Below are 23,986 nucleotides of genomic sequence, written 5' to 3'. Positions count from 1 at the left end.
GGAGTGTGCTCCCGCGGCCGGGGAGCCGGGAAGGCCGCCCGCGCTGCGCCGTCCGCCGGACTGCACTTCACTGATCACGAACGGCGGCACCGCCGGCGACGACCGTCGACGGGGCACGGCCGCCGAGGGAACGGAGAAGGGACCGATGGAGCACTTCACGATCGCCACCGTCGCCGAGCAGAGCGCCGACTTCCGCCGCGTGCTGTGGACCGGCGAGCACACCCAGCTCGTGATCATGACCATCCCGCCGGGCGGGGAGATCGGCGAGGAGGTGCACGAGGTCGACCAGATCCTGACCTTCGTCAGCGGCACCGCGAAGGCGAAGGTCGGCGGGCAGGAGAAGAAGGTGGCCCAGGGCGACCTCGTCGTCGTGCCCGCCGGCAAGAAGCACAACTTCGTCAACGACGGGGTCAACCCGTTGGTGCTGTACACCGTCTACGGCCCGCCGGAGCACGCCGACAAGGCGGTGCACAAGACCAAGGAGGAGGCCGACGCCCTCGAGGAGGCCGGCAAGGACGAGCCGCCGACCGAGGGCTGACCGGCCCCGGGGAGGCCGTCGGCGAGGATGACCCGGTGATCACGCAGCCCGGCATCTTCGCCCTCGGCACCCCGGAGCACTGCTACCTGGAGCTCGACCTCGAGCCGGAGCGGTCCGGTGAGGACCTCGTGCGCGCCGTCGCGAGCCTCACCGGGCCGCTGTCCTCGACCGGCGGGGTCAACGTCGTCGTCGGCTTCCGGCCCGAGCTCTGGGCGCAGGTGGCCCCGGCCGACTCCCCCGCCGACGCGGCCGGCTTCGACGAGCCGATCGTGGGCGCCGGGCGCTACCGGATGCCGGCCACCCAGCACGACGCCTGGGTGTGGATCGCCGGCGGCGACCGCACCGCCGTGTTCGACAACGCCCGCGAGGTGCTCGCCTCGCTGGCCGGGGTGGCCCGGGTCGGCCGTGAGGTCACCGGCTGGCTGTACCGCCACGACCGCGACCTCACCGGGTTCATCGACGGCACCGAGAACCCGTCGCTGCTGACCGCGCACGAGTCGGCGTCCGTGCCCGACGGGGAGCCGGGGGCCGGCGCCAGCATCGTGCTGTTCCAGGTGTGGCAGCACGACACCGCCGCCTGGGAGAGCCTCGGCCAGCACGGCCAGGAGATGATGATGGGCCGCACCAAGCCCGACAGCGTCGAGCTGCCCGACGACGTCAAGCTGCCCAGCGCGCACGTCGCGCGCACCACGATCGAGGTGGACGGCGAGGAGCGGCAGATCTTCCGCCGCAACGTCGCCTACGGCGGGGTCACCGACCACGGGACGGCGTTCGTCGGCTTCGCCCGCGACCGCTGGCGGATGCACGAGATGCTGCGCCGGATGGCGGGCGCGACCGACGGGATCCGCGACGGGCTGACCGGGTACCTGACGCCGATGAGCGGGGCCTACTACACCTGCCCGGCGGTCGAGGCGCTGGCCCGCTACGCGCCGCCGGACGAGGACTGAACCGTCGCGGCCCTCGGGTAGGAAGGCGTCATGCCGAACCCGACGGTCGCCACGCAGCTGGTCACGATGCTCCGGGACGCCGGGGTGCAACGGATCTACGGAGTCGTCGGCGACAGCCTGAACCCGGTCGTGGACGCCGTCCGGCACACCGAGGGCATCGAGTGGGTGCACGTCAGCAACGAGGAGGGCGGCGCGTTCGCGGCGGCCGCCGAGGCCCAGGTGACCGGCCGGCTGGCCGTGTGCGCCGGGTCGTGCGGACCGGGCAACACCCACCTGCTGCAGGGGCTCTACGACGCGCACCGCAGCGGTGCGCCGGTGCTGGCGATCGCCTCGCACATCCAGTCGCAGGAGATCGGGATGGGCTTCTTCCAGGAGACCCACCCGGAGCGGACGTTCCAGGACTGCTCGTACTGGTGCGAGGTGGTCACGCCGAAGCAGATGCCGCACAACCTGCGGGTGGCGATCCAGACCGCGGTGGGCAAGCGGGGCGTGTCGGTGGTGGTGCTGCCCGGTGACCTGGCGGCCGAGGAGTCCGGCGGGCCGACGGTGGGGACGGCGCTGGTGACCGAGCCGTCGCCGGTGCGGCCGGCGCCGGCACAGGTGCAGGAGCTGGCCGACGCGATCAACGCCGCGCGCACCGTGACGCTGTTCTGCGGCGCGGGCTGCGCGGGGGCGCACGACGAGGTGATGGAGCTGGCCGGGAAGGTGCTGTCGCCGGTCGGGCACGCGCTCGGGGGCAAGGAGGTCATCCAGTACGACAACCCGTACGACGTCGGGATGAACGGGCTGCTGGGCTACGGCGCGGCGCACAAGGCCACGCACGAGGCGGACCTGCTGGTGCTGCTGGGCACCGACTTCCCGTACACGAACTTCCTGCCGCAGCAGCGGACCGCGCAGGTGGACGCCGACGCGGGGCACCTGGGCCGCCGGACACCGCTGGAGGTGGCGGTGCACGGGGACGTCGGCGAGACGATCCGGGCGCTGCTGCCGCTGGTGGCGCAGAAGACCGACCGGCGGTTCCTCGACTCGATGCTGCAGCAGCACGCCGAGGCGCTGGAGAAGGTAGTCGGCGCCTACGCGTCACGGGTGGAGAAGATGCGGCCGATCCACCCGGAGTTCGTCGCGGCCCAGCTCGACGAGCTCGCCGCCGACGACGCGGTGTTCACCGTCGACACGGGGATGTGCAACGTGTGGGCGGCCCGGTACCTGAGCCCCAACGGGCGGCGGCGGGTGATCGGCTCGTTCCGGCACGGGTCGATGGCGAACGCGCTGCCGCACGCGGTGGGCGCGCAGTTCGCCGACCGGGACCGGCAGGTGGTGTCGATGAGCGGCGACGGCGGGCTCGCGATGCTGCTCGGCGAGCTGATCACGGTGCGGCTGCACAAGCTGCCGGTGAAGGTGGTCGTGTTCAACAACCACTCGCTCGGCATGGTGAAACTGGAGATGATGGTCGACGGCATCCCGGACTACGAGACCGACCACGAGCCGACCGACTTCGCCGCGATCGCCGAGGGCGTGGGGATCCCGTCCTACCGGGTCGAGGACCCGGCGCAGGTGCGCAGCACGCTGGAGAAGGGCCTCAGCGCACCGGGGCCGGTGCTGATGGAGTTCGTCACGGACCCCAACGCCCTGTCGATCCCGCCGGCGATCACCGGGGAGCAGATCCGCGGGTTCGCCACCACCGCCACGAAGATGGTGCTCGGCGGTGGGGTCGGCGCGATGATCGACCTGGCCCGGGCGAACCTGCGCAACATCCCCCGGCCCTGAGCGCGCGGCCCACGGTCTCCGCGCTCTGCGAGGCCGGTGAGCACGACCGGTGCCCGCACTGGGCCGGCCTGCGGGGCCGGGGCGCCTGGCGGCTCCGGCCCCGGACGGTAGCTGTCGTCTGTGCTGATCCCTGGCACGGCGGCCACGGCTGCCCGTCGGCCGGTCGGCGGGAGGTGCCGGCGGACGAGCTGCGGAGCCGGTGCACCTGCCCGGGCGTGGAGGCCTTCCGGCGGTCGTCGGAGCGGGTCGCCGCGCGCCGTGACCTCCTGCGCGCGGTGGTCGCCGGGACCGACCTCGCCGACCGATCCGACCCGGTGACCGTGGAGCGGCGACTGGTGGAGGGGTACCGGGCCGTCGGGGAGCAGCCGCCGCCCGGGCTGGCCGCACTGTCGGCCGTGCTGGCCACTCGCTCGCGTGCCCCCGGGACCCGGACCGCACGGCTGTCCTGGCTGGGACTGCGGACGGCCGTGCGCGGGGTCCGGCAGACGTGGGCCCCCGGCGGGGACCACGCCGCGCGGGGCATGCAGCAGGCGACGGCTGCGGTGTGGGTTCTGGCGGTCCTGTTGACGGCCGGTGCCGTCCGGACGACCGGCTGGCCGCGGGTGGTGGTGGCACTGGCCGCGCTGCCGGTCTGGCTGCTCGGCCTGCGGTCCGCGATCGTCACCGCGTGGGTGACCGCCGCCCTGCGGGGTCAGGCCGACCGCAGGGCGCAGTAGCCCCGCTGCTGGGTGGTGCGCCGGTCAGGCGGCGGAGCGGCGCTGGACGGGGTGGCCGTACCAGCTGGTCAGGAGGTGGCTCCTGACCGTGCCCGGGAGGGCGCCCCAGCGGAGCAGGGCGGCGCGGGCGGGCATGGTGCTGGCGGCGGCCAGCTGACCGAGCTCGCGGACCCGCTCCGGGCGGGGCCCGAACGGCCCGCGGTCGGGCATGCCCGCCGCCAGGTGGCTGTCGAAGGCCGCGAGGATGTCGGCCTGGTGCGTGGGGTCGAACCACTGCGGGCTCCGCGGCGAGCCCTGCGCGATCTGCTGCCGGTTCACACCCTGCTCATCGGCAGCGCGGGCCGCCCCCAGCACTCGACCGGCGGCACACCCTCGGCGAACGGCACGCCGGCCACATCTGTCACACGAGTCCCACGGAACCATGGCAGCAACCGCCCCACGGTCCGGGTGCGAGGCAGGCTCGCGCCCGGACCGGCGGTCGGCAGTGTGTCCGGAGGCAGCGGGTCAGAAGGGCGGTGGGTCGTCGTTCGGGTCGGGGACTACCGGTGGCGGTCCGAACTCCGGCTCGGGCGGCGGTGGTGGGTCGGGTGCCCGGACCCGCATGCCCGGTGGCCGGGTGGTGCGGGTGACCCCGCTGGGGGTGGTGACCGTCAGCGTCCCGTCATCGGTCATGGTGAACCGCCAGCCGGGGGCGAAGGTCTTGAGCCGGTGGTGGCTGCGGCACAGGCAGCAGAGGTTGGTGCAGTCGGTGCGTCCGCCGCAGGAGTGGGCGATCACGTGGTCCAGGTCCGCCCAGCCCACGCGTTGACCGCAGGTGAGGAACCGGCAGCGCCGATCGCGGGTGGTGACGAACGCCCGCTGCTTCGCCGTCGGCTGGTAGGCCTCGGTCTCCGGCGGCGGCCCGAGCACCGCGCACCCGCACTCAGTGTTTGGGTGGTCGGGGCAGCCGCGGCGGACCAGCCGCTCCAGCTCGGCGGCGGTCACCGTGGCCAGCAGTTCCCCGTCCGGGCCGGTGATCGCGAAGCTCAGCGACCCGCCCTCCGGTGCGGTCAGCACCAGCGCACCCACGCGGGCCAGCAGCTCCCGCAGGTGGCCGGCGGTGATCAGCAGCCCGTTGATCTCCCCGGGCCGGTCACCCCGGTCTGCCAGGGAGGAGAGGTCGGCGGTGACGGTGATGTGCGGGCACACCTCCGGCGTGCCCTCGGCGCGCAGCCGCCGGAACCACGCCGTGTAGACCTCGGTGCGGATCACCCCGATCGGCCGGGGGTCCCCGTCGCGTTTCGCGGCCTGGGCGAGGTCGTTGATGAACGCGTACTCGATCACCGCCTCATCCGCGGGCAGGTCCACTGCCAGCGTCGCCCGGCCCTCCACCGGTGAGGGGTGGACCCGCACGTCCGCGGCCAGGGCGGCCTTGGCCCGCCGCTCCTCGGCCGCGACCGGGTCCAGTTCGGCCATCAGCTCGGCGGCGCGCTTCTCCAGCCCGGTGGCCGACAGGTCACCGGCCTGCGGCAGCAGCGCGGCCTCCACCCGCCCCGCAACGTCCGGGTGGCGTGCTCGAGCACCTTCGCCAGCACGATCGCCCGCCGCTCATCGAGCTCCCCGCGCTGGAGCAGGGCGTAGGTCGCGGGCAGCCTGTCCCGCCACGTGAGCGCATGCGCGAGCCGGTGCGCCGCGGTGCCGCGGCCCACGTTGAGGACCATCGACAACTCCGCGGTGGCGAACTCGCTGATCCCCTCCGCCACCTCCGGCAGCCACCCGGGCCGGCGGGCACCGGGATGGTCCGGTGGCGGATCCGCTGAGGCGGGCCGCAGCCCGGCCAACTGGAGGACGAGTTCGGCCTCGTAGGCGGTGTCCCGGGCGCGGCGGGCCTGCAACCGCTGCAACTCGGTGGCCACGTCCGCATCCGACAGCCACGACACCGGCAACCGCGACGGCTCGACCGGGTGATCGACCACCCAGTCCACGAGCACACCCTCCAGAGTGCTCGACCCCGCCGCTCGCCTCATGACCGCAACCTACGGACAGGGTCTGACACTTTCGGCTGGTCGAACGGCTGAGACCGGCGACGGGCGACCGCCGAGGGCAGACCGGCAGCGGGCCGGTCAGCGCGGGTCCGGCCCGGCGCGCGAGACCTGTCGGTGCCGCTGGGCAGACTGCAGGCGTGGACCACTCCCCCGAGGCCGCCGTCCTCCGGCTCCGGACCCTGCTCACCGCCGTCCGCGACGCGCTCGCGGCCGGCGTGGCGGTGAGCCGCGCGATCCACGCCGAGCACGGCTGGAACCCGGTCGCCGACCGGCACCTCGACCACCAGCTGGTCCGCCGGGAGGCCATGGAGCGGCTCAAGCCCTGGGACGCCGACCTCGAGGACCCGCACACCGAGCTCGTCCTCGGCCGCCAGCTCGACCTGTTCGAGCCCCCGGTCGACAACCTCGGCCTGCCGATGAGCGGGCTGATCGTCCGCACCGCCGCCGACGTGCTGCGCATCTGGCACTCCGACGACGGCGAGCTCCCGGCGGCCACCACGCACGGCCTGCGCACCTTCTACCGGCAGCCGCCCAGCCGGCAGACCCAGCTCGCCCTCGGCCTGGACGGCGACCTGCCGGTCCGCGACCACCTGGCGCTGCTGTGGGCGGACGGCCGCACCCCGGAGACGCGCGGGCAGCTCGTGCGCCTGGACCTGGTGCGCCCGCGCGGCTTCATCGGCCGGCGCGTGGAGGTCGACTGGCACGTCGACCTGCTGGGCAGGCTGCGCGCCGCCGCCTGAGCCCGTCCCGCGACCCGCCCGGTGCCGAGGCCGCGAGCACCGACCCGCAGAATGGCCGCGTGGCGAAACGCAGGAACGTGGGACCCGAGGACGCACGCTCGTGGCTGCTGGTGAACGGCGCCCGGACCGAGCTGTTCGACACCGCGCACGAGTCGCGGGCCGACCAGATCGTGCTGGACATCGAGGACGCGGTCGACCCCGCGCGCAAGCCCGACGCGCGCGCCGGTGTCGTCGACTGGCTCAGCGGCGGCGAGAAGAAGGCCTGGGTCCGGATCAACGACCACTCGACCCCGTTCTGGGCCGACGACGTGGCCGCGCTGGCGGGCCTTCCCGGCCTGCTCGGCGTGATGCTCGCCAAGACCGAGGCGGCCGAGCACGTCACCGAGACCTTCGACCGGCTCGGCGGCTCCACCCCGGTGCTCGCGCTGGTCGAGTCCGCCCTGGGCATCGAGGAGGCCGTCTCCATCGCCCGCGCCCGCGGCGCGTTCCGGCTGGCCTTCGGCAGTGGTGACTACCGCCGCGACACCGGCACCAGCGCCGACGACCTGGCGATGGCCTACCCCCGCTCGCGCCTGGTCGTGGCCAGCCGCATCGGTGGCCTGCCCGGCCCGATCGACGGCCCGACGGTCAGCAGCAGCCACCCGGTGCTCCGCGAGCAGTCCGCGGTCACCGTGTCGCTGGGCCTCACCGGCAAGCTCTGCCTCGACATGGAGCAGCTCCCGGTGATCAACGAGGTCATCAGCCCGACCCCCTCGGACGTCGCCTGGGCGCGCGACTTCCTCGCCGACTTCGAGGCCCGCGGCCAGGTCATCCGCGACGGCAGCGACCTCCCCCGCCTGGGCCGGGCCCGCAAGATCGAGCGGCTCGCGCTCGCCTTCGGCGTCGAGCCGAGCTAGCTGCCGGGACGGCGGCCCCGGTCCCGGGGCCGCCGTCCCCCCGCCGGGGTCAGCCGGGCGTGCCGACGACGACCGTCGCGTCCCGCTCGTCGTCCCGGTGCACCACCGGTCGCAGCCCCGCCCCGGTCAGCGCCGCCGCGGTGAGCTCCGCCTGGTCCTCGCTCGTCTCCACCAGCACCACCCCGTCCGGCGCCAGCCACCCCGGCGCCGCGGCGGCCACCCGCCGGTGCACGGCCACGCCGTCCGGCCCGCCGTCCAGCGCGACGCGCGCCTCGTGGTCCCGCGCCTCCGGCGGCATCAGCCCGATCGCCGCGGTCGGCACGTAGGGGGCGTTGACCGCCAGCACGCCGACCCGCCCGCGCAGCGCGACCGGCAGCGGCGCGAACAGGTCGCCGCACACCGCCGTCCCCCCTAGCGGATCGACGTTGCGCTGCGCGCAGGCCACCGCCGCCGGGTCGACGTCCGCCGCCCACAGCTCCACCCCGGGCACCGCGGTCGCGACCGCGGCGCCCACCGCGCCGGTCCCGCAGCACAGGTCGACCACCACCGTCCCGGCCCGGGCGTGCGCCGCAGCCAGGGTGGCCAGGAACCCGGTGCGCCGGCGGGGCACGAACACCCCGGGCGCGACCACGATGCGCAGGCCGGCGAACTCCGCCCAGCCCAGCACCTGCTCCAGCGGCTCCCCCGCCACCCGCCGGGCCACCAGCGCGTCCAGCGCGGCACCCGACGCGGCCTCGACGAGGAGCGCGGCCTCCTCCTCGGCGAACACGCAGCCCGCCGCGCGGAGCCGGGAGACCAGGTCAGCGGTGTCGGTCGTCATCGGAGGGCCAGTGTGCCGGAGGCCCGTGCGTTCCGGCCGCGGAAGCGCTTCAATGCCCGCACCCGGGGAGAGGGGGTTCCGTGGACCGCTCGGACGGCTCGTTCCCCGCCTTCGTCACCGAGGCGGCCCCGCAGCTGCGCGCGACCGCGTTCCTGGTCACCGGCCACCGCGGCGACGCCGGCGCCCTGACCACCGCCGCGCTCGCCGCGACGCACCGCCGGTGGCGCCGGCTCACCCCGGCCACGACGGTGCCGGCGGCGCGCGCCGCACTGGTGCACGCCGTCCTCGTGCACTCGGCCACCGACCCCGGCTGGCCGCACCGGAGCGCCGACCTCACCGGTGCCGAGACCGTCGCCTCCGGCGCGGACGACGGGTCCACGGCCTCCGGCTCCGTGGACGGGCTGACCGCCGCGGACGTCGACCACAACGACCTGGACGACGACGACCGCGCCTGGCTGACCGCCCTCACCGGCCTCCCGCTCCGTGCCCGGCTCGCCCTGGTGCTGCGGCTGCACGACGGCCTGGCCGACGACGAGGTCGCCGCGCTGCTGAGCACCGACGAGGACACCGTCGCCGGGCTGGTGCTGGCCGCGGTGCGCGACCTCGGCCCGCTGCTCGCGGACGACCGGCTCCCCGTGCCGTCGCCTGCCGCCGCCGGTGCCGTCGTCGTCCCTGCCGTCGTCGTCCCTGCCGTCGTCGTCCCTGCCGCCGCCGTCGCGGAGGAGGACGGCGACAGCGACCCGTACGCGGTCTACCGGCGGCCGCGATGACCGGCACCGAGCAGCAGGTGGCCGAGCGGCTGCAGGCGCTGGCCGCCCGCGCCGGCGACGGCGACCCGGCTGCGGTCCTCGCCCACGTCGCCGCGGCCGAACGGGACCGCCGGCGCCGGGCCGCCGGCTGGACGGCGGGCGCGGTGGTCGCCGTCCTCGCGGTGCTGGCCGGCGTCGTGGTGGACGGCGTCACCGGCGACCAGCCGCCCGCGGCGGTCGACGACCGGGGCCGGCCGGCCCTCTACGTCCTGCCCCCGCGGGGCGAGGTGGCCGCCGACCAGGAGTTCCGCGTCCGGCTGGCCGCGCGCAGCTGGACCGGGCACGACGCGGCCCGCGACCCGCGGTTCACCGAGCCCGCGGACCGGCGGGTCGTCTACGCCGCCGACGTGCCGGGGAGGCACCGGTGGGCGGTCGTGGTGGGCCGGGTCGGTGGCACCTGGGCCTACGCCTGGTTCGCCGGGCCGGCCGGCGCCGCGCCGGGCGAGCTGGAGCTGGCCGCTCCGGTGGCGTCGCTGGAGCCCAGCGCACCGTTGGCCCTGATGGACGTGACCGCCTCACCCGCCCCGCTGGTGCTGCTCGGCCTGCCGGGTGACCGCGCGGACTGGTCCCCCGGGCTGGACCGCGCCCCCGACGGCCGGCTGGTCCGCAGCCGCACCGGGCTGCCGGTGGTCGACGGCGTGCCCACCGGGGCGGTGCCCGCACCGATCGCGTGGAACTCCGGCGAGGTCCGGCTGCTGCGCGGCGGGAGCGCGACGGTGGTGCAGCTGGTGACCACCGGCGCCCCGCCGGGCCCCGAGGTCGTCTGGGGCGACCACTCCCCCGACCCCGCCGTGCTGGCCGCCTGCCTGGCCTCGCTGGGCATCCGGATGGACCTCGCGCCCGACGGGTCGGTCATCCGGATCGTGACCGGCGGCGACCAGCTCAGCAGCGCCGAGCAGGCCGTCCGGGACGCCGCCGAGGCGCACTGCCAGGCGCTGGCCACCGGCGGTGGCTGACCGCCGGGTACAGCCGGGACGCCCGGTGCGGCAGGCTGGCCGGGTGGACCTCAACTCCGACCTCGGTGAGGGCTTCGGCCAGTGGGCCCTGGGCGACGACGACGCGCTGCTGGGCGTGGTCACCAGCGCGAACGTGGCGTGCGGCTTCCACGCCGGCGACCCGTCGATCCTGCGCCGGGTCTGCGAGCGGGCGGTCGCCGGCGGCGTCGCGATCGGCGCCCAGGTCGGCTACCGCGACCTCGCCGGCTTCGGCCGCCGGTTCATCGACATGGAGCCCGCGGCGCTGACCGACGACGTGCTCTACCAGCTGGGCGCCCTCGACGCGTTCGCCCGGGTGGCCGGCTCCCGGGTGCGCTACGTCAAGCCACACGGCGCGCTCTACAACGCGATCGTGGCGCACGAGGAGCAGGCGGCCGCCGTCGTCCGCGCGGTCGCCGAGTACGACCGCACCCTGCCGGTGCTCGGCCTGCCGGGCTCGGCGTGGCTGCGGCTCGCCGCCGCGGCGGGGCTCACCACGGTCGCCGAGGCGTTCGCCGACCGGGCCTACACCCCGGCCGGCGCACTGGTCTCCCGCCGGCTGCCCGGCGCCGTGCTGCACGACCCCGACGAGATCGCCCGCCGCTGCGTCGCGATGGCGGCCGGCGAGCCGATCCGGGACGTCGACGGCGGCGCGCTGGTGGTCCGGCCGGCGTCGATCTGCGTGCACGGCGACACCCCGGGCGCCGTCGCCATCGCCCGCGCCGTGCGCGACGCGCTCACCGCCGCCGGCCACACCCTCACCTCCTTCGCGGCGTGATGCGGCTGCTGCCCAGCGGGAGCACCGCGCTGCTCGCCGAGGTGGACGACCTCGACCAGGTGCTCGCCCTGCACGCCGCGCTGGAGGCGGACCGGCCGGCCGGGGTCGTCGACGTCGTCCCGGCCGCGCGCACCGTGCTGGTCGTCGTCGACCCCGCGCGCACCACCCTGGCCGCCGTCGCGGCCGCGGTCCGCGCCGTCCGGCCGCGCGCCGGCGACCGCCCGGCCGGTGACCTCGTGGAGGTGCCGGTGCACTACGACGGCCCGGACCTGGCCGAGCTCGCCACCGCGCTGCACCTCGACCCCGCCGAGCTGGTGCGCCGGCACACCGGCGCCGAGTGGACCGTCGCCTTCTGCGGGTTCGCGCCCGGCTTCGGCTACCTAACCCAGGCCGGCGGCGGCTGGGACGTGGCCCGCCGCGCCACCCCCCGCACCCGGGTGCCCGCCGGGTCGGTCGCGCTGGCCGGGGAGTTCAGCGGCGTCTACCCCCGCGAGTCCCCCGGCGGCTGGCAGCTGGTCGGCCGCACCGACCTCGCGGTGTTCGACGTCGACCGCGACCCGGCGGCGCTGCTCCGCCCGGGCACCCGGGTCAGGTTCGTGGCCGCATGAGCCTCACCGTGCTCGCCCCCGGCCCGCTGACCACCGTGCAGGACGACGGCCGCCCCGGGCTCGCCGCGCTCGGCGTCGGCCGCTCCGGCGCCGCCGACCGGGCCGCGCACCGGCTGGCCAACCGGCTGGTCGGCAACCCGCCCGGGGCGGCGACCCTGGAGGTGACGTTCGGCGGCCTCGCCGTCCGGGCCGGCCGCGACCTGCTGGTCGCCACCACCGGCGCCCGCTGCGCCGGGCCGTTCCCGCACGCCGCGCCGACCCTGCTGCGCCGCGGCACCGAGCTGCGGCTGGGCGCCCCGGCGGCCGGGCTGCGCACCCACCTCGCCGTCCGCGGCGGCATCGCCGTCCCGCCCGTGCTCGGCTCCCGCGCCACCGACCTGCTCTCCGGCCTGGGTCCGGCGCCGGTGGCGGCCGGCGACGTGCTGCCGGTCGGGCCGGCGGACGGCGAGCCGCCCGGGGTGGACGTGGCACCGGTGGCCGATCCCCCGGCCGGCGAGGTCACCGTGCCGGTGCTGCCCGGGCCGCGCGCCGACTGGTTCGGCGACGCGGGCCGGGACCTGCTGACCGGCACCGCCTGGACGGTCACCAGCGAGAGCAACCGGGTCGGGCTGCGGCTGGCCGGGCCGGCGCTGCCGCGGCTGCGCACCGGCGAGCTGCCCAGCGAGGGCATGGTGCGCGGCGCGCTGCAGGTGCCCCCGGCGGGCACCCCGGTGCTCTTCCTCGCCGACGGACCGGTCACCGGCGGCTACCCGGTGATCGGCTACGTCACCGACGACGCGGTCGACCGGTGCGCCCAGCTGCGGCCGGGGCAGCCGCTGCGGTTCCGGCGCGCCCCGGACCCGGGTCCGTGATCGAGGAGCTGGGCCGGGCCACCGGCGCGCACGGCGAGGTGGTGCTGCGCCGGCGCACCGACGACGGCGCGTCGCACCTGGAGCTCGTCGTCGACGGGGTCTTCGCGATGGACGACGTCGACACCTCCACCGAGCGCGCGCTGGCCGCCGAGGGGCTGGCCCGCTGCCCCGGCGAGCGGCTGCGGGTGCTGGTCGGCGGGCTCGGGCTGGGCTGGACGGCGGCCACCGCGCTGGCCGACCCGCGGGTGGCCGCGGTCGAGGTGGTGGAGCTGCAGCCGGCGCTGGTCGGCTGGGCCCGCGCCGGCCTGCTGCCCGCGCTGCCGCCCGGCGACGACCGGCTCACCCTCACCACCGCGGACGTCGCGGCGCACCTGGCCGGGCACCCGGGCGGCTACGACGCGGTGCTGCTCGACGTCGACAACGGCCCGGCCTTCCTGGTGCACACCTCGAACGCCGGGCTGTACGAGCCGGCCGGGCTGGCGGCCGCGGTCGGCGCGCTGCGGCCCGGCGGGGTGCTGGCCGTGTGGTCCAGCGACCCGGTGCCCGCGCTCACCGCACGGCTGCGCGAGCTGCCGGGCACGGCCGGGGCCGAGCACCTGGTGCTCCCGGTCGAGCGCGACGGCCGCCGCTACGAGTACGCCATCGCGCTCGCCCGCCGGGCGGGGGTCACCGACGGGGCGGACGCAGCTTCGCCCGGGCGGCGACGACCAGCGGGGCGATGACGATGCCGTCGCGGGCCAGCCGGGCGCGCAGCTGCCGGCGGTGGGTGAGCACGCCGACGAAGCCGATCGCCCAGAACACGTACTGCACCGCGAACGCGGCCCGGAAGGCGCCCAGCGAGTAGTCGGTGGAGCCGCCCGGGGTGAGCGCGTCGAGCACGAAGCCGATGGCCAGCACGGTGCACAGCGAGGCGACGAAACCGCCGATGTTGACCACGCCGCTGGCGCTGCCGGACCGCTCGACCGGGTTCTCGGTGCGGGCGAAGTCGAAGCCGATCATCGAGCCGGGGCCGTTGGTGCCGAGCACCAGCACGAGCACCACCAGCAGCCAGACCGGCGCGCGGCCGGGCCACAGCAGCACGATCGTCCAGGTCGTGGCGGTGAGGCCGAGGATGCCGAACACCAGCGTCGACCGGCGCAGCGGCCACCGGCCGACGAGCCGGCCGAGGAACGGCCCGAAGCCCATGCCGATGACCACCAGCAGGGTGAGCAGCGTGGCCGCCGCGCCGTCCGACAGCCCCTCACCGGTGGTCAGGAACGGGTACCCCCACAGCAGGGCGAACACCGTGCCGGAGAACTGGGTGACCAGGTGGGTGAACAGGCCGATCCGGGTGCCGGGCTCGCGCCAGGTGGCCACCAGGTTGCTCCGCACCTCGGCCAGCGACGCCGGCGCAGCGAGCACCGTGCCCGGCGGGGTGTCGGTCAGCGCGACCAGCACCAGGACGGCGACCAGCACGCCGACCGCGGCGGCGCCGAGGAAGGTCGGCGTCCAGCCCGCGCCGGCGAGCAGCGCGACCAGCGGGTAGGCGGCGACGATCTGCCCCAGCTGGCCGAGGATGCCGGTCAGCTGGGTGATCACCGGCACGGTGCGGCCGGAGAACCACAGCGGCACCAGCCGCAGCACGCTGATGAACGTCATCGCGTCGCCGGCGCCGACCAGCACCCGGGCGACCACCGCGACCGGCACGTCGGTGGCCAGCGCCAGCACCGTCTGCCCGACGGCCATGGTCAGGGCCCCGGCCACGATCATCGCCCGCGAGCCGAACCGGTCCAGCGCCACGCCCACCGGCACCTGCAGCCCGGCGTAGACGGCCAGCTGCAGGACCAGGAACAGCGAGATCGCCGAGGCCCCGGCGGAGAACCGCTCCTGCGCCTCCGTGCCGGCCACACCCAGCGAGGCCCGGTGGAAGATCGCGACCGCGTAGGCGGCCAGGCCGACCGCCCACACCGCGTAGGCCCGGCGCGAGTCGACGGCGGACGGCGCAGCGGCAGAGGTCACGTCTTGCAACGACACCACAGCGGCCGCGCAGCTGCCACACCGGGTCGGTGAGGTCGCTCACCGGCCGGCGAGCACCGCCCAGCCGTGCGGTTCGAGGCGGACGGCGTCCCCGCGCACGGCCGCCGTGCCGGCCAGCACCGCGCCGGCGCCCGGCGCGGGCTGCTCCACGGCGCCGTCGGTCAGGTTGAGCGCGACCAGCAGCCGCTGCCCGTCCGCCTCGCTGGCGTAGGTGAGCTGCCGGTTGTCCCGGTGCAGCACCGTGGTGCGGGCGCGGTGCAGCCAGCGGTGCCGGCGGCGGACCCCGATCAGCTCCTGGTGCAGCCGGAACGTCGGCTCCCCGAACGGCGCCAGCCCCGCGGGCGTGGCCGGGAAGGGCGGGCGGACGGCGTCGTCCCCGCCGGCCCGGTCCTCCTTCACCCCGGTGAACGCCTGCTCGTCGCCGGCGTAGACCGCGGGCGTGCCGCCGACGGTGAACAGCACGGCCAGCGCGTGCGGCAGGTGCCGGACGTCGGTGAGCCGGCTGGCGATCCGGGTGACGTCGTGGTTGCCGACGAACGTGTAGGGCGCGAACCCGTCGCCGCTGTCCCCGCCCCCGAGGAACTCGTCGTGCCGGCCGAGGGCGTGCGCCAGCTCGTGCAGGTTGCCGTCGTTCAGCGAGCTCCAGACCGCCTTCCAGAGCTCGTACTGGGTGACCGCGTCCATCCCCGACTCGGCGACGAGCCGCCGGTAGTCGCCGTGGATGACCTCGCCGACGACGTAGGCGTCCGGGTGCGCGGCGCGCACCCGCGGCAGCACCTGCGCCCAGAACGACGGCGGGACGGCGTAGGCCGCGTCCAGCCGCCAGCCGTCGGCGCCGCGGTCCAGCCAGCGGGTCATCACGTCGGTGACCAGGTCGGCGACCGCCGGGGACGAGTGGTCCAGGGCCACCAGCCGGCCGTGCCCCTCGAAGGTGTCGTACTCCGGCGCACCCTGCGGGCCCGACGGCCAGCGCAGCCGGAACCAGCCGGCGGTCGGCGCACCGGGCCCCTGCTCCAGCACCGCGCGGAACGCCGGGTGGTCGCGGCCCACGTGGTTGAACACGCCGTCCAGCAGCACCCGCAGCCCCCGGTCGTGCGCGGCGGCGACCAGCGCGTCGAAGTCCGCGTCGTCGCCCAGCCGCGGGTCGATGCGGGTGTGGTCGACGGTGTCGTAGCCGTGGGTGCTGCTGGCGAACACCGGCCCGAGCGCCAGCCCGTTGGCGCCGAGCTCGAGCACGTAGTCCAGCCAGTCCAGCAGCTGCGGCAGCCGGTGCCGCACTCCCCCGCCGTCCGGCTGCTCCTCCTCCGCGCCCACGAAGCCCAGCGGGTAGACGTGCCACCAGATCGCGTCCTGCACCCAGCCCGGCTCGGTGTGCTGCGGCATCGGTCTCCCTCGTCGGCGGCTCCGCGCCCGGATGCCCCCGGACCCGCCCACGCTAGGCACCGGCCGGCCACTCCGCTCGCCGGAAGCCGACCGGGTGGTCGTGAGGCTGAGCAACTACCGTGGACGGACGTGACCACGCCGACCCGCACCGCACCGCCCGCGGCCCCTCCCGGCCTGGTCCCCGTGCTGCTCTACCTCGGCTCGCTGGTCGCCGTGATCAGCAGCCTCGGCGCCCCGCTGGTGCCCGCGATCGCCGAGACCAACGACGTCTCGATCACCAGCGCCCAGTGGTCGCTCACCGTGACCCTGGTGGTGGGCGCGGTCGCGACGCCCGTCATCGGCCGGCTCGGTGACGGCCGGCACCGGCGCGCGGTCGTGCTGACGGTGCTGGTCGTCGTGCTGCTGGGCAGCGTGCTTGCCGCCCTCCCGTTCGGGCTGGGCTGGCTGGTGCTCGGCCGCGGCCTGCAGGGGCTCGGGCTGGGGCTGGCACCGCTGGGCATCGCGACCGCGCGCACCGTGCTGCACGGCGAGCAGGCGCGGTCGACCGCCGCGGCGCTGTCGGTGGTCGTGGCCGCGGGGGTCGGCCTGGGCTACCCGCTGACCGGGCTGATCGCCGAGCTCGGCGGGGTGCACGCGGCGTTCTGGTTCGGTGCCGCCGCCACCGCCGTCGCGCTGGTCGCGGCCGTCCTGGTCTACCCGGCGGCGGGCGAGGTCGCGGCCCGGCCGCTGGACGTCCCCGGCGCCGTGCTGCTGGGCGCGGGGCTGGCCACCGGGCTGCTCGCGCTGGGCGAGGGCGAGACCTGGGGCTGGGGATCGGGCCGGGTGCTCGGCCTGGTCGCCGTCGCCGTCGTGGCGCTCGCCGCCTGGGTCTGGTGGCAGCTGCGCACCCCGGCGCCGCTGGTCGACCTGCGGCTGGCCCGCGGCCGGGCGGCGGTCACCGCGCACGTAGGCGCCCTGCTCGTCGGGCTGGCGAACTACCTGATGCTCGCCTCGGTGCCGCAACTGGCGCAGACGCCGGAGTCGACCGGCTACGGGTTCGGCAGCTCGATCGTCGTCGCAGGCCTGGCGCTGCTGCCGTTCTCGCTGGCCAGCTTCCTGTCCAGCCGGCTGGTCCGGCCGCTGGACCGGGCCCGCGGCCCGCAGGCGGTGCTGCTGGCCGGCGCGCTCGTGCTCGCCGCCGGCGACGCGCTGATGGCGCTGTGGCGCGACCAGCTGTGGATGCTGTTCCTCGACACCGCCGTCGCCGGGCTGGGCGTCGGCGCGGTGTTCGCGGCCCTGCCGGGCGTGATCACGGGTGCGGTGCCGGCGTCGGAGACCGGCAGCGCGATGAGCCTGAACCAGGTGTTCCGCTACATCGGGTTCGCGCTGGGCAGCGCGCTGACCGGCACGCTGCTGGAGGCGGCCACCCCGGCCGGCGAGCAGTACGCCACCAACGGTGGCTACCAGGCGATCGGCTTCGTGGCGTGCGGGGCGGCGCTGGTGTTCGCGGTCGTCGCGGCGCTGCTGCCGCCGCGGCGCCGGCCGGCACCGGCGGCGCCCGGTGCGGTCGTCGCGCCGGACGCCGCCCGCCGCTGACCGGTCAGCCGCGCTGCTCCAGCAGGGCCAGCATCTCCGGCAGGTCGAAGAACCGGGCGGTCTCCCGGGCGCTGGGCTGCCCGCCGTCCGGGTCGGCGCCGGCGGCCAGCAGCCGGCGCACCGTCTCCGCCGACTGCTTGAACACCGCGGCCGCCAGCGGCGTCTGCCCCCGGTCGTTGGCCCGGGCGGTGTCCGCCCCGTGCGCCAGCAGGGCGGCCACCGTGTCCGGGTGCCCGTGGTAGGCGGCCAGGACGAGCAGCGTGTCGCCCTTGTCGTTGGTCAGGTTCGGCGGGGCGCCGGCCTCGAGGTAGGCGGTCAGCTCCTCGGTGTGGCCGCCGCGGGCCAGGTCGAAGAGCCGGGCGGCCAGTTCCAGGACGCCGGGCTCGAACCGCTGCTGCTCGCTCACCCGGACCAGCCTAGGAGGACGCTGCCGCGACCCGGTCGGTGAGCGCCAGCACGTGCCGCCAGGCGTCGTCGCAGGCCGCGGCCCACTCGCCGGACGACCGGTCGAAGAACGAGTGCGGCGCCCGGTCGTAGACGACCGCGTCGACGTCGGCGCCCGCGGCGCGCATCCGGTCGGCGAGCGCACGCTGCTCCTCGACCGGGGTGACCACGTCGCCGCCGGCGATGAGCATGACCACCGGCTTCCGGGCCCCGTCGGCGGCGTCGCCGACCAGCACCGGGCGCCCGTAGAAGCCGGCCGACCCGGCGAGGTCCAGGTCGGCCGCCGACTGCCGCCAGGCGTGGCTGCCACCGAAGCAGAAGCCCACGGTCACCACCGGGAGGTCGGCCCGGGTGCGGTCGCGCAGGTACCCGACCGCGGCCGTCGTGTCGGCGTCCACGCCCTCGGCGGTGACCTGCGGGACGTGCGGCTCCCAGTCGAAGTCCTCGGCGCGGGTGCCGGTCTCCGCGAGCCCCGCCGTCCGGCCGAACCAGTCCAGCGCGACCGCCGGCAGCCCCGCCTCGGCGAACCGCTCGGCCAGGGCCACGTAGTAGGGGTGCAGGCCGCGGATGTCGGGCAGCAGCACCACCCCGGCCGAGGCCCGGGCCGCGGGCGCGGCGTAGGCGGCGGAGAACCGGTTGCCGTCGGCCGCGGTCAGCGTCAGGGTCCCGCGTTCGGCCACGTCACCCGGCGGGCGCGGCGGGGCCGGCGGGCGGCTGTCGTGGTCGTGGCACACGGCTCAGGCCTCGTCGGTGTCCGGCAGCGCGCCGGGGTCGCCGCCGAAGACCGCGGCCGCGACCTCGCGGCGGGCGTCGGTGAGCCAGTGGTACTGCCGGTTGGCCTGGTCGATCAGCCGGTCGAACAGGTCCTTGTCGATCCGGGTGTCGACCTCGGCGGCGATCCGGAGGGTCTCGAAGCCGCTGCGCTTGCCGCGGACGGCGGAGGCGAGGAACTCGAACTCGACCAGGTCGCTCAGCGGCGACCGGCTGAGCAGGTGCCCGTTGAGCTTCAGCCGGCTGGCCTTCTCCGCGGCCCAGACCGCCACCTGCTTGTACTGCCGCACCGGCAGGCCGAGGGCCCGGGTCGTGTCGGTGAGCGCGGTCTTCTCCTGGCGCAGCTCGTCGAGCAGCTGGCGCAGCGGCGTCTCGTACCGCGAGCCGCGGTGCGCCCCGATCATCCGGGACACCAGCTCGATGCCCCCCGCAGCCGAGGCGATGTGGTCGTTGCAGTAGACGGCCAGCAGGTCGGGCTTCAGGACACCGGAGCCGGGTCCAGGTACGTCGCTCACGGGGTCTCCTCGCTGTGGGGCGGTCGGGGTCATCATCCCCGGCCGGCGCGCGGGTGACACGTCGAAGATCGACAACCGGCGGTCACCCGATCCGGTGCGACTCGCCCACGTGTCGCGCTGGGTGCACGGATGCATCTCATCTGTGAGATAGCGTCGGGCCACCATGACGCTCACCGAGGAAGCCACCGGTCAGTCCCTCCGCCAGATCGGCGCACTCGTCCGCGACGCCCGCCGCCACCACGGCCTCACCCAGCAGCAGCTCGCCGAGCGCCTGGGCACCAGCCAGAGCGCGATCGCCCGGATCGAGCAGGGCAACCAGAACCTGACGCTCGAGCTGCTGGGCCGGCTGTCGGCCGCGCTGGAGAGCGAGCTGATCACCGTCGGCCGCGGCGGCCCCACCCACCTGCGGGTGCGCGGTGGCACCCCGCTGTCGGGCAGCGTGACGGTCAAGTCGTCGAAGAACGCCGCCGTCGCCCTGCTCTGCGCCTCGCTGCTCAACCGGGGGCGCACCACGCTGCGCAACGTCAGCCGGATCGTCGAGGTCGACCGGATCCTCGACGTGCTGGTCTCGATCGGCGTCTCGGCGACCTGGGACGGGACCGGCCGCGACCTGACGATCGTCGTCCCCGAGCAGCTCGACCTCGCCGCCATCGACGCGGACGCCGCCCGCCGCACCCGCAGCATCATCATGTTCCTGGGCCCGCTGCTGCACCGCGAGGACACCTTCGAGCTGCCCTACGCCGGCGGCTGCAACCTGGGCACCCGCACGGTCGAGCCGCACATGATCGCGCTGCGCCCGTTCGGGCTGGACGTCGAGGCACGGGCCGGCGAGTACCACGCCCGGGTCACCCGCACCGACGGGCGGGACCGCACCATCGTGCTGACCGAGCGCGGCGACACCGTCACCGAGAACGCGCTGCTGGCCGCCGCGCGGCACGACGGCACCACGACGATCCGCAACGCCAGCCCGAACTACATGGTCCAGGACCTCTGCCTGTACCTGGAGAAGCTCGGCGTGGGCATCGAGGGATTCGGGACGACGACGCTGGTGGTCACCGGTCGGCCGGTGCTGGACGCCGACGTCGACTACACGATCTCCGAGGACCCGGTCGAGGCGATGAGCCTGCTGACCGCCGGCATCGTGACGAGCTCGGAGCTGACGGTGCGCCGCGCGCCGATCGAGTTCCTGGAGATCGAGCTGGCGATCCTCGCCGAGATGGGGCTGCGCTACGACCTGTCGCCGGAGTACCCGGCCGACAACGGGCGCACCCGGCTGGTCGACATCACCATCCGCCCCTCGCAGCTGCGAGGGCCGATCGACAAGATCCACCCGATGCCGTTCCCGGGGCTCAACATCGACAACCTGCCGTTCTTCGCGGTCATCGCCGCGACGGCCACCGGCGAGACGGTCATCCACGACTGGGTCTACGACAACCGGGCGATCCACCTGTCCGACCTGACCCGGCTCGGCGCCGACGTCCGGCTGCTGGACCCGCACCGGGTGCTGGTGTCCGGGCCCACCCGCTGGTCGGGCGCGGAGATCGTCTGCCCGCCGGCGCTGCGCCCCGCGGTCTGCATCCTGCTGGCGATGCTGGCGGCCAAGGGGCAGTCGGTGCTGCGCAACGTCGACATCATCGCCCGCGGCTACGAGCAGCTCTACGAGCGGCTGGTGGAGATGGGCGCGCAGATCGAGGTCTTCTCCGACTGACGGGGGCCTAGCTCCGGAGCAGGACGGCGACACCGACGCAGCCGACCGCCCACAGCGCGCTGGCCAGGGTGCCGATGATGAAGCGCTCGGCGGCGACCGGGGCCTTGAGCTCGTTGAACCGCCCCAGGCCCTTGACCGCGATGAGCACCGCCAGGCCCTCCGGCCAGCCGGCGAGCAGCGTCGCGGCGAGCGCCGTGCGCTCCAGCACGCCGATCCAGGCGCCGCCGCGCAGCACCTCCGGGTCCGACGCGCGCCGCCGGGAGGGGCCGCGGTCGGGGTCGGCGGCGCGCAGCACGGCGGTGGTCACCGGCCCCCCGGCGAGCGCGGCGACCGCGACGGCGAGCAGCCGGCCGGCGTCGGCCAGCCCGTCGGCGGGGCGGCCGGCCCGCCAGGCGGCCGCCGCGGCGAGGGCGAGCAGCACCACCAGCAGCACCGCGGGCAGCGGCGAGCGCAGCCGCTCCCCGGCCAGGGTCGCGGACAGGCCGGTGACCACGAGGACCGCGAGCAGCACGACGGCGGCGACGGTCATCCCGCCACCACCCGGGCCAGCAGCCGGGCGGCCACCGGCCGCAGGTCGCGCTCGACCTCCCACATGCCGGCGGCCAGCCGCTGGCCGACCGCCTGCCGGGTGACCCCCAGCTCGGCCGCGGCCTCGGCCTGCGTGCGCCCGGACCCGACCAGCTCGACCGCCTCCCAGGCCTGCGCGCTGCGGCGCTGCACGAACACCCCGAGCGCGGTGAGCACGGCCTGCGCGTCAGCGGCCGTGTCGGGGTCGGCGCCGCGCACCGCCACGCGCACCGACCGGCGCTTGGCCGCCTCGACCGCCTCCCGGGCCCGGACGAACGCCGGCCCCGCTCCCGCACGGGTGCTCGCGGGCAGCGGGGTGGCCACCGGGCCGGCACCCACGCCGACGCTCCAGGCGCCGCCGCGCAGCAGCTGCAGCGCGACGTCGACCACCAGCCGCGGGTCGTCGAGCACGCCCTGGAACTCGTCGCCCGCCGTCCGCTCGAAGCGGCGCAGCACCGGGACGTCCGACAGCTGGTCCAGCACCTCGGCCACCCGGTCGGGGCCGCGGCGGCTGGCCCGCTGGTCGACGGTCAGCACGAAGGGCACCAGGCAAGTCAAGCAGCTTGCAGGAGGAGAAGCAAGGATCAGGCCTTGTCGGGCGTGCCGGCCGGGTCCCGTTCCGGCGGAAAGCCGCCCGTGGCCACCGGCCCCCAGCGCTCCGGGGTGATCCGCAGCAGCGACTTGCCCTGCTTCTGCATGGCCGCCCGGTACTCGTCCCAGTCCGGGTGCTCGCCGCTGATCGAGCGGAAGTAGTCGACCAGCGGCTCGAGCGCCTCGGGCAGGTCGAGCACCTCCGCCACGCCGTCCAGCTGCACCCAGGGACCGTCCCAGTCGTCGGAGAGGAAGCACAGCGACACCCGCGGCTCGCGCCGGGCGTTGGCCACCTTCGCCCGCTGCGGGTAGGTCGAGACGACGACCCGGCCCTCCTGGTCGACCCCGCAGGTCACCGGGGACAGCTGCGGTGCGCCGTCGGACCGGCGGGTCATCAGCACGGCCTTGTGGCGCGGGCGCAGGAAGGCGAGCAGCTCGTCGCGGTCGACGCGGTCGGCGGTGGCGGTCCTCGGCATGCCGGGAACGCTACGGCGGGGCACCGACAGCGGCCGTGCCGGGCGGCCGTTGCGCGGCGAGCAGGTCGACCGGGCCGGGATGTGCTGGGATCGACGCATGCCCGAACAGCCGCCGCCGCGCGAGAACGGCACCACGCCGAGCGACCGGATCGAGAACCGGGCCGACGACGCCACCGACGAGCCCACCGACGGGGACCGCCCCGACGAGCAGGTGGACGACGACCGGATCAGCGCCCCGGGCACGTTGAGCACCAAGGCCCCCGCCCCCGGGCCGGAGCGGTCCGACCGGCTCGCCGGGGCGGTCCGCCGGCTCGCCGTCCTGTCGGTGGAGCTGCTGCTCATCACCGCCGGGGTCTTCGCGATCGGCTTCGTGGCCGGCCGGTTCTGGTCGGTCGTGCTGCCGGTGGTGCTCGGGCTGCTGTTCACCACCGTGCTCTGGCCGCCCACGCGCTTCCTGCGCCGGCACGGCTGGCCGCCGGCGGCGGCCGCCGCGAGCGTCCTGCTGCTGTTCTTCATCGTCATCGGCGGGATCATCGCGGCGATCGCGCCGCAGGTCGTCGGCCAGGCCGAGGAGCTCGGCTCGCAGTTCGCCGGCGGCGTCGGCGAGGTGCAGGACTGGCTCGCCGGTCCGCCGCTGAACATCGAGCAGGACCAGATCAGCAACGCCGTCGACACGCTCGTCGACCGGGTGCAGAACAACGCGACCAACATCGCCACCTACGCCTACTCGACGGCCACGTCGATCGGCAACATCCTGCTCAACCTGGTGCTCGCCCTGGTGCTGGCGTTCTTCTTCCTCAAGGACGGCCCGCGCTGGACGCCGTGGCTGGCGGCGCAGACCGGCCCCAAGGCCGCCCCGCACATCGCCGCGCTGTCGGTGAAGGCCTGGGAGACGCTGTCGGAGTTCATCCGCCAGCAGGCGCTCGTGGGGTTCGTCGACGCCTTCTTCATCGGCATCGGGCTGTGGATCCTCGGCGTCCCGCTGGTGCTTCCGCTGGCGGTGCTGACCTTCTTCGGCGCCTTCATCCCGATCATCGGCGCGGTGGTGGCCGGCATCTTCGCCGTGCTGGTCGCGCTGGTCACCGTCGGGTTCACCAAGGCGCTGATCGTGCTGGGCATCGTGCTGTTCGTGCAGCAGGTCGAGGGCAACGTGCTGCAGCCGATCCTGCAGGGCCGCGGGCTCAACCTGCACGCCGCGGTCGTCATCCTCGCCGTCACCGCCGGCAGCAGCCTGGCCGGCATCATCGGCGCGTTCCTCGCCGTGCCGGTCACCGCGCTGGTCGCGGTGGGCTACCGGTACGCCCGCGACGTCCTGGACGGTCAGCACCCGGAGGTCGCCGCCGATGGCACCAGCCGGGAGCTGGTCGGCGACACCCGCGGCGCGCACCTGGTCGCCGCCCAGGCCACCCCCGAGGACGGCGGCAGCACCGTCCGGGGCCGTTTCCCCCGCCGGAGGGGGAAGCGGGAATGAC

27 protein-coding genes are annotated in these 23,986 nt (G+C 75.8%); 15 read left to right on the top strand and 12 right to left on the bottom strand.

Features of this window, described 5'->3' with window-relative positions; translation table 11 throughout:
- Positions 1-145: 145 nt before the first annotated feature.
- The 4 genes from AB0J00_RS08225 to AB0J00_RS08210 all read left to right on the top strand — a co-directional run bounded on the left by AB0J00_RS08225 (position 146) and on the right by AB0J00_RS08210 (position 3,968).
- Positions 146-538, top strand: a complete 393-nt coding sequence (locus AB0J00_RS08225; RefSeq protein ID WP_357742833.1) for a cupin domain-containing protein — start codon at positions 146-148, stop codon at positions 536-538.
- A 35-nt stretch (positions 539-573) separates the two neighbouring features.
- Entirely contained in the window at positions 574-1,485 is a 912-nt protein-coding gene (locus AB0J00_RS08220) for a Dyp-type peroxidase (RefSeq protein ID WP_357742831.1), read from the top strand.
- Positions 1,486-1,515: 30 nt separating this feature from the next.
- Positions 1,516-3,252 carry a pyruvate dehydrogenase gene (locus AB0J00_RS08215; protein WP_357742828.1) on the top strand — a complete coding sequence of 579 codons (1,737 nt, stop codon included), beginning with the start codon at positions 1,516-1,518 and terminating at the stop codon, positions 3,250-3,252.
- A gap of 215 nt (positions 3,253-3,467) precedes the next feature.
- Positions 3,468-3,968 (top strand): hypothetical protein, encoded by a 501-nt coding sequence (locus AB0J00_RS08210; RefSeq protein WP_357742825.1) that lies wholly within the window; start codon positions 3,468-3,470, stop codon positions 3,966-3,968.
- 24 nt (positions 3,969-3,992) lie between these two features.
- Here AB0J00_RS08210 and AB0J00_RS08205 read toward each other — a convergent pair whose 3' ends face one another.
- From AB0J00_RS08205 to AB0J00_RS08195, 3 genes are all read right to left on the bottom strand, one after another.
- Positions 3,993-4,286: a hypothetical protein gene (locus AB0J00_RS08205; protein WP_357742823.1), complete on the bottom strand. Its 294-nt coding sequence runs from the start codon at positions 4,284-4,286 to the stop codon at positions 3,993-3,995.
- 186 nt (positions 4,287-4,472) lie between these two features.
- A complete protein-coding gene (locus AB0J00_RS08200) occupies positions 4,473-5,495 on the bottom strand; it encodes an HNH endonuclease signature motif containing protein (RefSeq protein WP_357742820.1) in 1,023 nt (340 codons plus the stop codon).
- Complete coding sequence (locus AB0J00_RS08195; protein WP_357742817.1) at positions 5,423-5,932, bottom strand: DUF222 domain-containing protein; 510 nt, start codon at positions 5,930-5,932, stop codon at positions 5,423-5,425. The genes AB0J00_RS08200 and AB0J00_RS08195 overlap by 73 nt, the downstream gene beginning before the upstream one ends.
- 197 nt (positions 5,933-6,129) lie before the next feature.
- Between AB0J00_RS08195 and AB0J00_RS08190 the strand changes: the two genes are divergently transcribed.
- Both AB0J00_RS08190 and AB0J00_RS08185 read left to right on the top strand, forming a co-directional pair.
- Positions 6,130-6,732: a hypothetical protein gene (locus AB0J00_RS08190; protein WP_357742815.1), complete on the top strand. Its 603-nt coding sequence runs from the start codon at positions 6,130-6,132 to the stop codon at positions 6,730-6,732.
- A 59-nt stretch (positions 6,733-6,791) separates the two neighbouring features.
- Positions 6,792-7,628 (top strand): CoA ester lyase, encoded by an 837-nt coding sequence (locus AB0J00_RS08185; protein ID WP_357742813.1) that lies wholly within the window; start codon positions 6,792-6,794, stop codon positions 7,626-7,628.
- A gap of 49 nt (positions 7,629-7,677) precedes the next feature.
- Here the strand turns inward: AB0J00_RS08185 and AB0J00_RS08180 are convergent, their stop codons facing one another.
- Positions 7,678-8,448 (bottom strand): putative protein N(5)-glutamine methyltransferase, encoded by a 771-nt coding sequence (locus AB0J00_RS08180; protein ID WP_357742811.1) that lies wholly within the window; start codon positions 8,446-8,448, stop codon positions 7,678-7,680.
- 80 nt (positions 8,449-8,528) lie between these two features.
- Here AB0J00_RS08180 and AB0J00_RS08175 point away from each other — a divergent pair, with 80 nt between their 5' ends.
- From AB0J00_RS08175 to AB0J00_RS08150, 6 genes are read left to right on the top strand one after another with little or no spacing between them, the layout of a single operon-like run.
- A complete protein-coding gene (locus tag AB0J00_RS08175) occupies positions 8,529-9,218 on the top strand; it encodes a hypothetical protein (RefSeq protein ID WP_357742809.1) in 690 nt (229 codons plus the stop codon).
- Positions 9,215-10,213, top strand: a complete 999-nt coding sequence (locus AB0J00_RS08170) for a hypothetical protein (RefSeq protein WP_357742806.1) — start codon at positions 9,215-9,217, stop codon at positions 10,211-10,213. The genes AB0J00_RS08175 and AB0J00_RS08170 overlap by 4 nt, the downstream gene beginning before the upstream one ends.
- Positions 10,214-10,256: 43 nt before the next feature.
- Positions 10,257-11,009 (top strand): 5-oxoprolinase subunit PxpA, encoded by a 753-nt coding sequence (locus tag AB0J00_RS08165; protein WP_357742803.1) that lies wholly within the window; start codon positions 10,257-10,259, stop codon positions 11,007-11,009.
- Positions 11,009-11,617 carry an allophanate hydrolase subunit 1 gene (locus tag AB0J00_RS08160; protein WP_357743243.1) on the top strand — a complete coding sequence of 203 codons (609 nt, stop codon included), beginning with the start codon at positions 11,009-11,011 and terminating at the stop codon, positions 11,615-11,617. The genes AB0J00_RS08165 and AB0J00_RS08160 overlap by 1 nt, the downstream gene beginning before the upstream one ends.
- Positions 11,614-12,468, top strand: coding sequence for a biotin-dependent carboxyltransferase family protein (locus tag AB0J00_RS08155; RefSeq protein ID WP_357742800.1), 855 nt, complete (start codon positions 11,614-11,616; stop codon positions 12,466-12,468). The genes AB0J00_RS08160 and AB0J00_RS08155 overlap by 4 nt, the downstream gene beginning before the upstream one ends.
- Complete coding sequence (locus tag AB0J00_RS08150; protein ID WP_357742797.1) at positions 12,465-13,190, top strand: hypothetical protein; 726 nt, start codon at positions 12,465-12,467, stop codon at positions 13,188-13,190. Before AB0J00_RS08155 ends, AB0J00_RS08150 begins: the two co-directional genes overlap by 4 nt.
- On the opposite strand, the gene AB0J00_RS08145 is transcribed toward AB0J00_RS08150, so the two are convergent.
- Together AB0J00_RS08145 and AB0J00_RS08140 are read right to left on the bottom strand one after the other, a co-directional pair.
- A complete protein-coding gene (locus AB0J00_RS08145; protein WP_357742795.1) occupies positions 13,135-14,466 on the bottom strand; it encodes an MFS transporter in 1,332 nt (443 codons plus the stop codon). The two genes, AB0J00_RS08150 and AB0J00_RS08145, sit on opposite strands and share 56 nt — an antisense overlap.
- Before the next feature lie 57 nt (positions 14,467-14,523).
- On the bottom strand, positions 14,524-15,867 hold the full coding sequence (locus tag AB0J00_RS08140) for an alpha-amylase family glycosyl hydrolase (RefSeq protein WP_357742792.1): 1,344 nt from the start codon (positions 15,865-15,867) through the stop codon (positions 14,524-14,526).
- A 129-nt stretch (positions 15,868-15,996) separates the two neighbouring features.
- Here AB0J00_RS08140 and AB0J00_RS08135 point away from each other — a divergent pair, with 129 nt between their 5' ends.
- On the top strand, positions 15,997-17,442 hold the full coding sequence (locus tag AB0J00_RS08135; RefSeq protein ID WP_357742789.1) for an MFS transporter: 1,446 nt from the start codon (positions 15,997-15,999) through the stop codon (positions 17,440-17,442).
- Positions 17,443-17,446: 4 nt separating this feature from the next.
- Here the strand turns inward: AB0J00_RS08135 and AB0J00_RS08130 are convergent, their stop codons facing one another.
- From AB0J00_RS08130 to AB0J00_RS08120, 3 genes are read right to left on the bottom strand one after another with little or no spacing between them, the layout of a single operon-like run.
- Positions 17,447-17,848, bottom strand: a complete 402-nt coding sequence (locus AB0J00_RS08130; RefSeq protein ID WP_357742787.1) for an ankyrin repeat domain-containing protein — start codon at positions 17,846-17,848, stop codon at positions 17,447-17,449.
- Between the two features lie 10 nt (positions 17,849-17,858).
- Complete coding sequence (locus AB0J00_RS08125; RefSeq protein WP_357742784.1) at positions 17,859-18,566, bottom strand: dienelactone hydrolase family protein; 708 nt, start codon at positions 18,564-18,566, stop codon at positions 17,859-17,861.
- A gap of 57 nt (positions 18,567-18,623) precedes the next feature.
- Positions 18,624-19,172 carry a hypothetical protein gene (locus AB0J00_RS08120; protein ID WP_357742781.1) on the bottom strand — a complete coding sequence of 183 codons (549 nt, stop codon included), beginning with the start codon at positions 19,170-19,172 and terminating at the stop codon, positions 18,624-18,626.
- Positions 19,173-19,335: 163 nt separating this feature from the next.
- On the opposite strand from AB0J00_RS08120, the gene AB0J00_RS08115 reads away from it, so the two are divergent.
- The gene (locus AB0J00_RS08115; RefSeq protein WP_357742778.1) at positions 19,336-20,880 is read left to right on the top strand and encodes a UDP-N-acetylglucosamine 1-carboxyvinyltransferase; all 1,545 of its coding nucleotides are present in this window, start codon (positions 19,336-19,338) and stop codon (positions 20,878-20,880) included.
- Positions 20,881-20,887: 7 nt separating this feature from the next.
- Here the strand turns inward: AB0J00_RS08115 and AB0J00_RS08110 are convergent, their stop codons facing one another.
- The 3 genes from AB0J00_RS08110 to AB0J00_RS08100 are packed head-to-tail and all read right to left on the bottom strand — an operon-like array spanning position 20,888 to position 22,514.
- Positions 20,888-21,409 (bottom strand): hypothetical protein, encoded by a 522-nt coding sequence (locus AB0J00_RS08110; protein WP_357742776.1) that lies wholly within the window; start codon positions 21,407-21,409, stop codon positions 20,888-20,890.
- Positions 21,406-21,993 (bottom strand): hypothetical protein, encoded by a 588-nt coding sequence (locus tag AB0J00_RS08105; RefSeq protein WP_357742775.1) that lies wholly within the window; start codon positions 21,991-21,993, stop codon positions 21,406-21,408. The genes AB0J00_RS08110 and AB0J00_RS08105 overlap by 4 nt, the downstream gene beginning before the upstream one ends.
- A gap of 38 nt (positions 21,994-22,031) precedes the next feature.
- On the bottom strand, positions 22,032-22,514 hold the full coding sequence (locus AB0J00_RS08100; protein WP_357742773.1) for a PPOX class F420-dependent oxidoreductase: 483 nt from the start codon (positions 22,512-22,514) through the stop codon (positions 22,032-22,034).
- A gap of 97 nt (positions 22,515-22,611) precedes the next feature.
- On the opposite strand from AB0J00_RS08100, the gene AB0J00_RS08095 reads away from it, so the two are divergent.
- A complete protein-coding gene (locus AB0J00_RS08095; RefSeq protein WP_357742770.1) occupies positions 22,612-23,985 on the top strand; it encodes an AI-2E family transporter in 1,374 nt (457 codons plus the stop codon).
- Position 23,986: the final 1 nt, after the last annotated feature.

Origin of the sequence: Modestobacter sp. NPDC049651 (genome assembly GCF_040659695.1) — a bacterium.
In the GTDB taxonomy this organism is placed as follows: Bacteria; Actinomycetota; Actinomycetes; order Mycobacteriales; family Geodermatophilaceae; genus Modestobacter.
The sequence above is the reverse complement of the archived record's forward strand: the minus strand, read 5'-3'. Positions and strand labels throughout refer to the sequence as shown.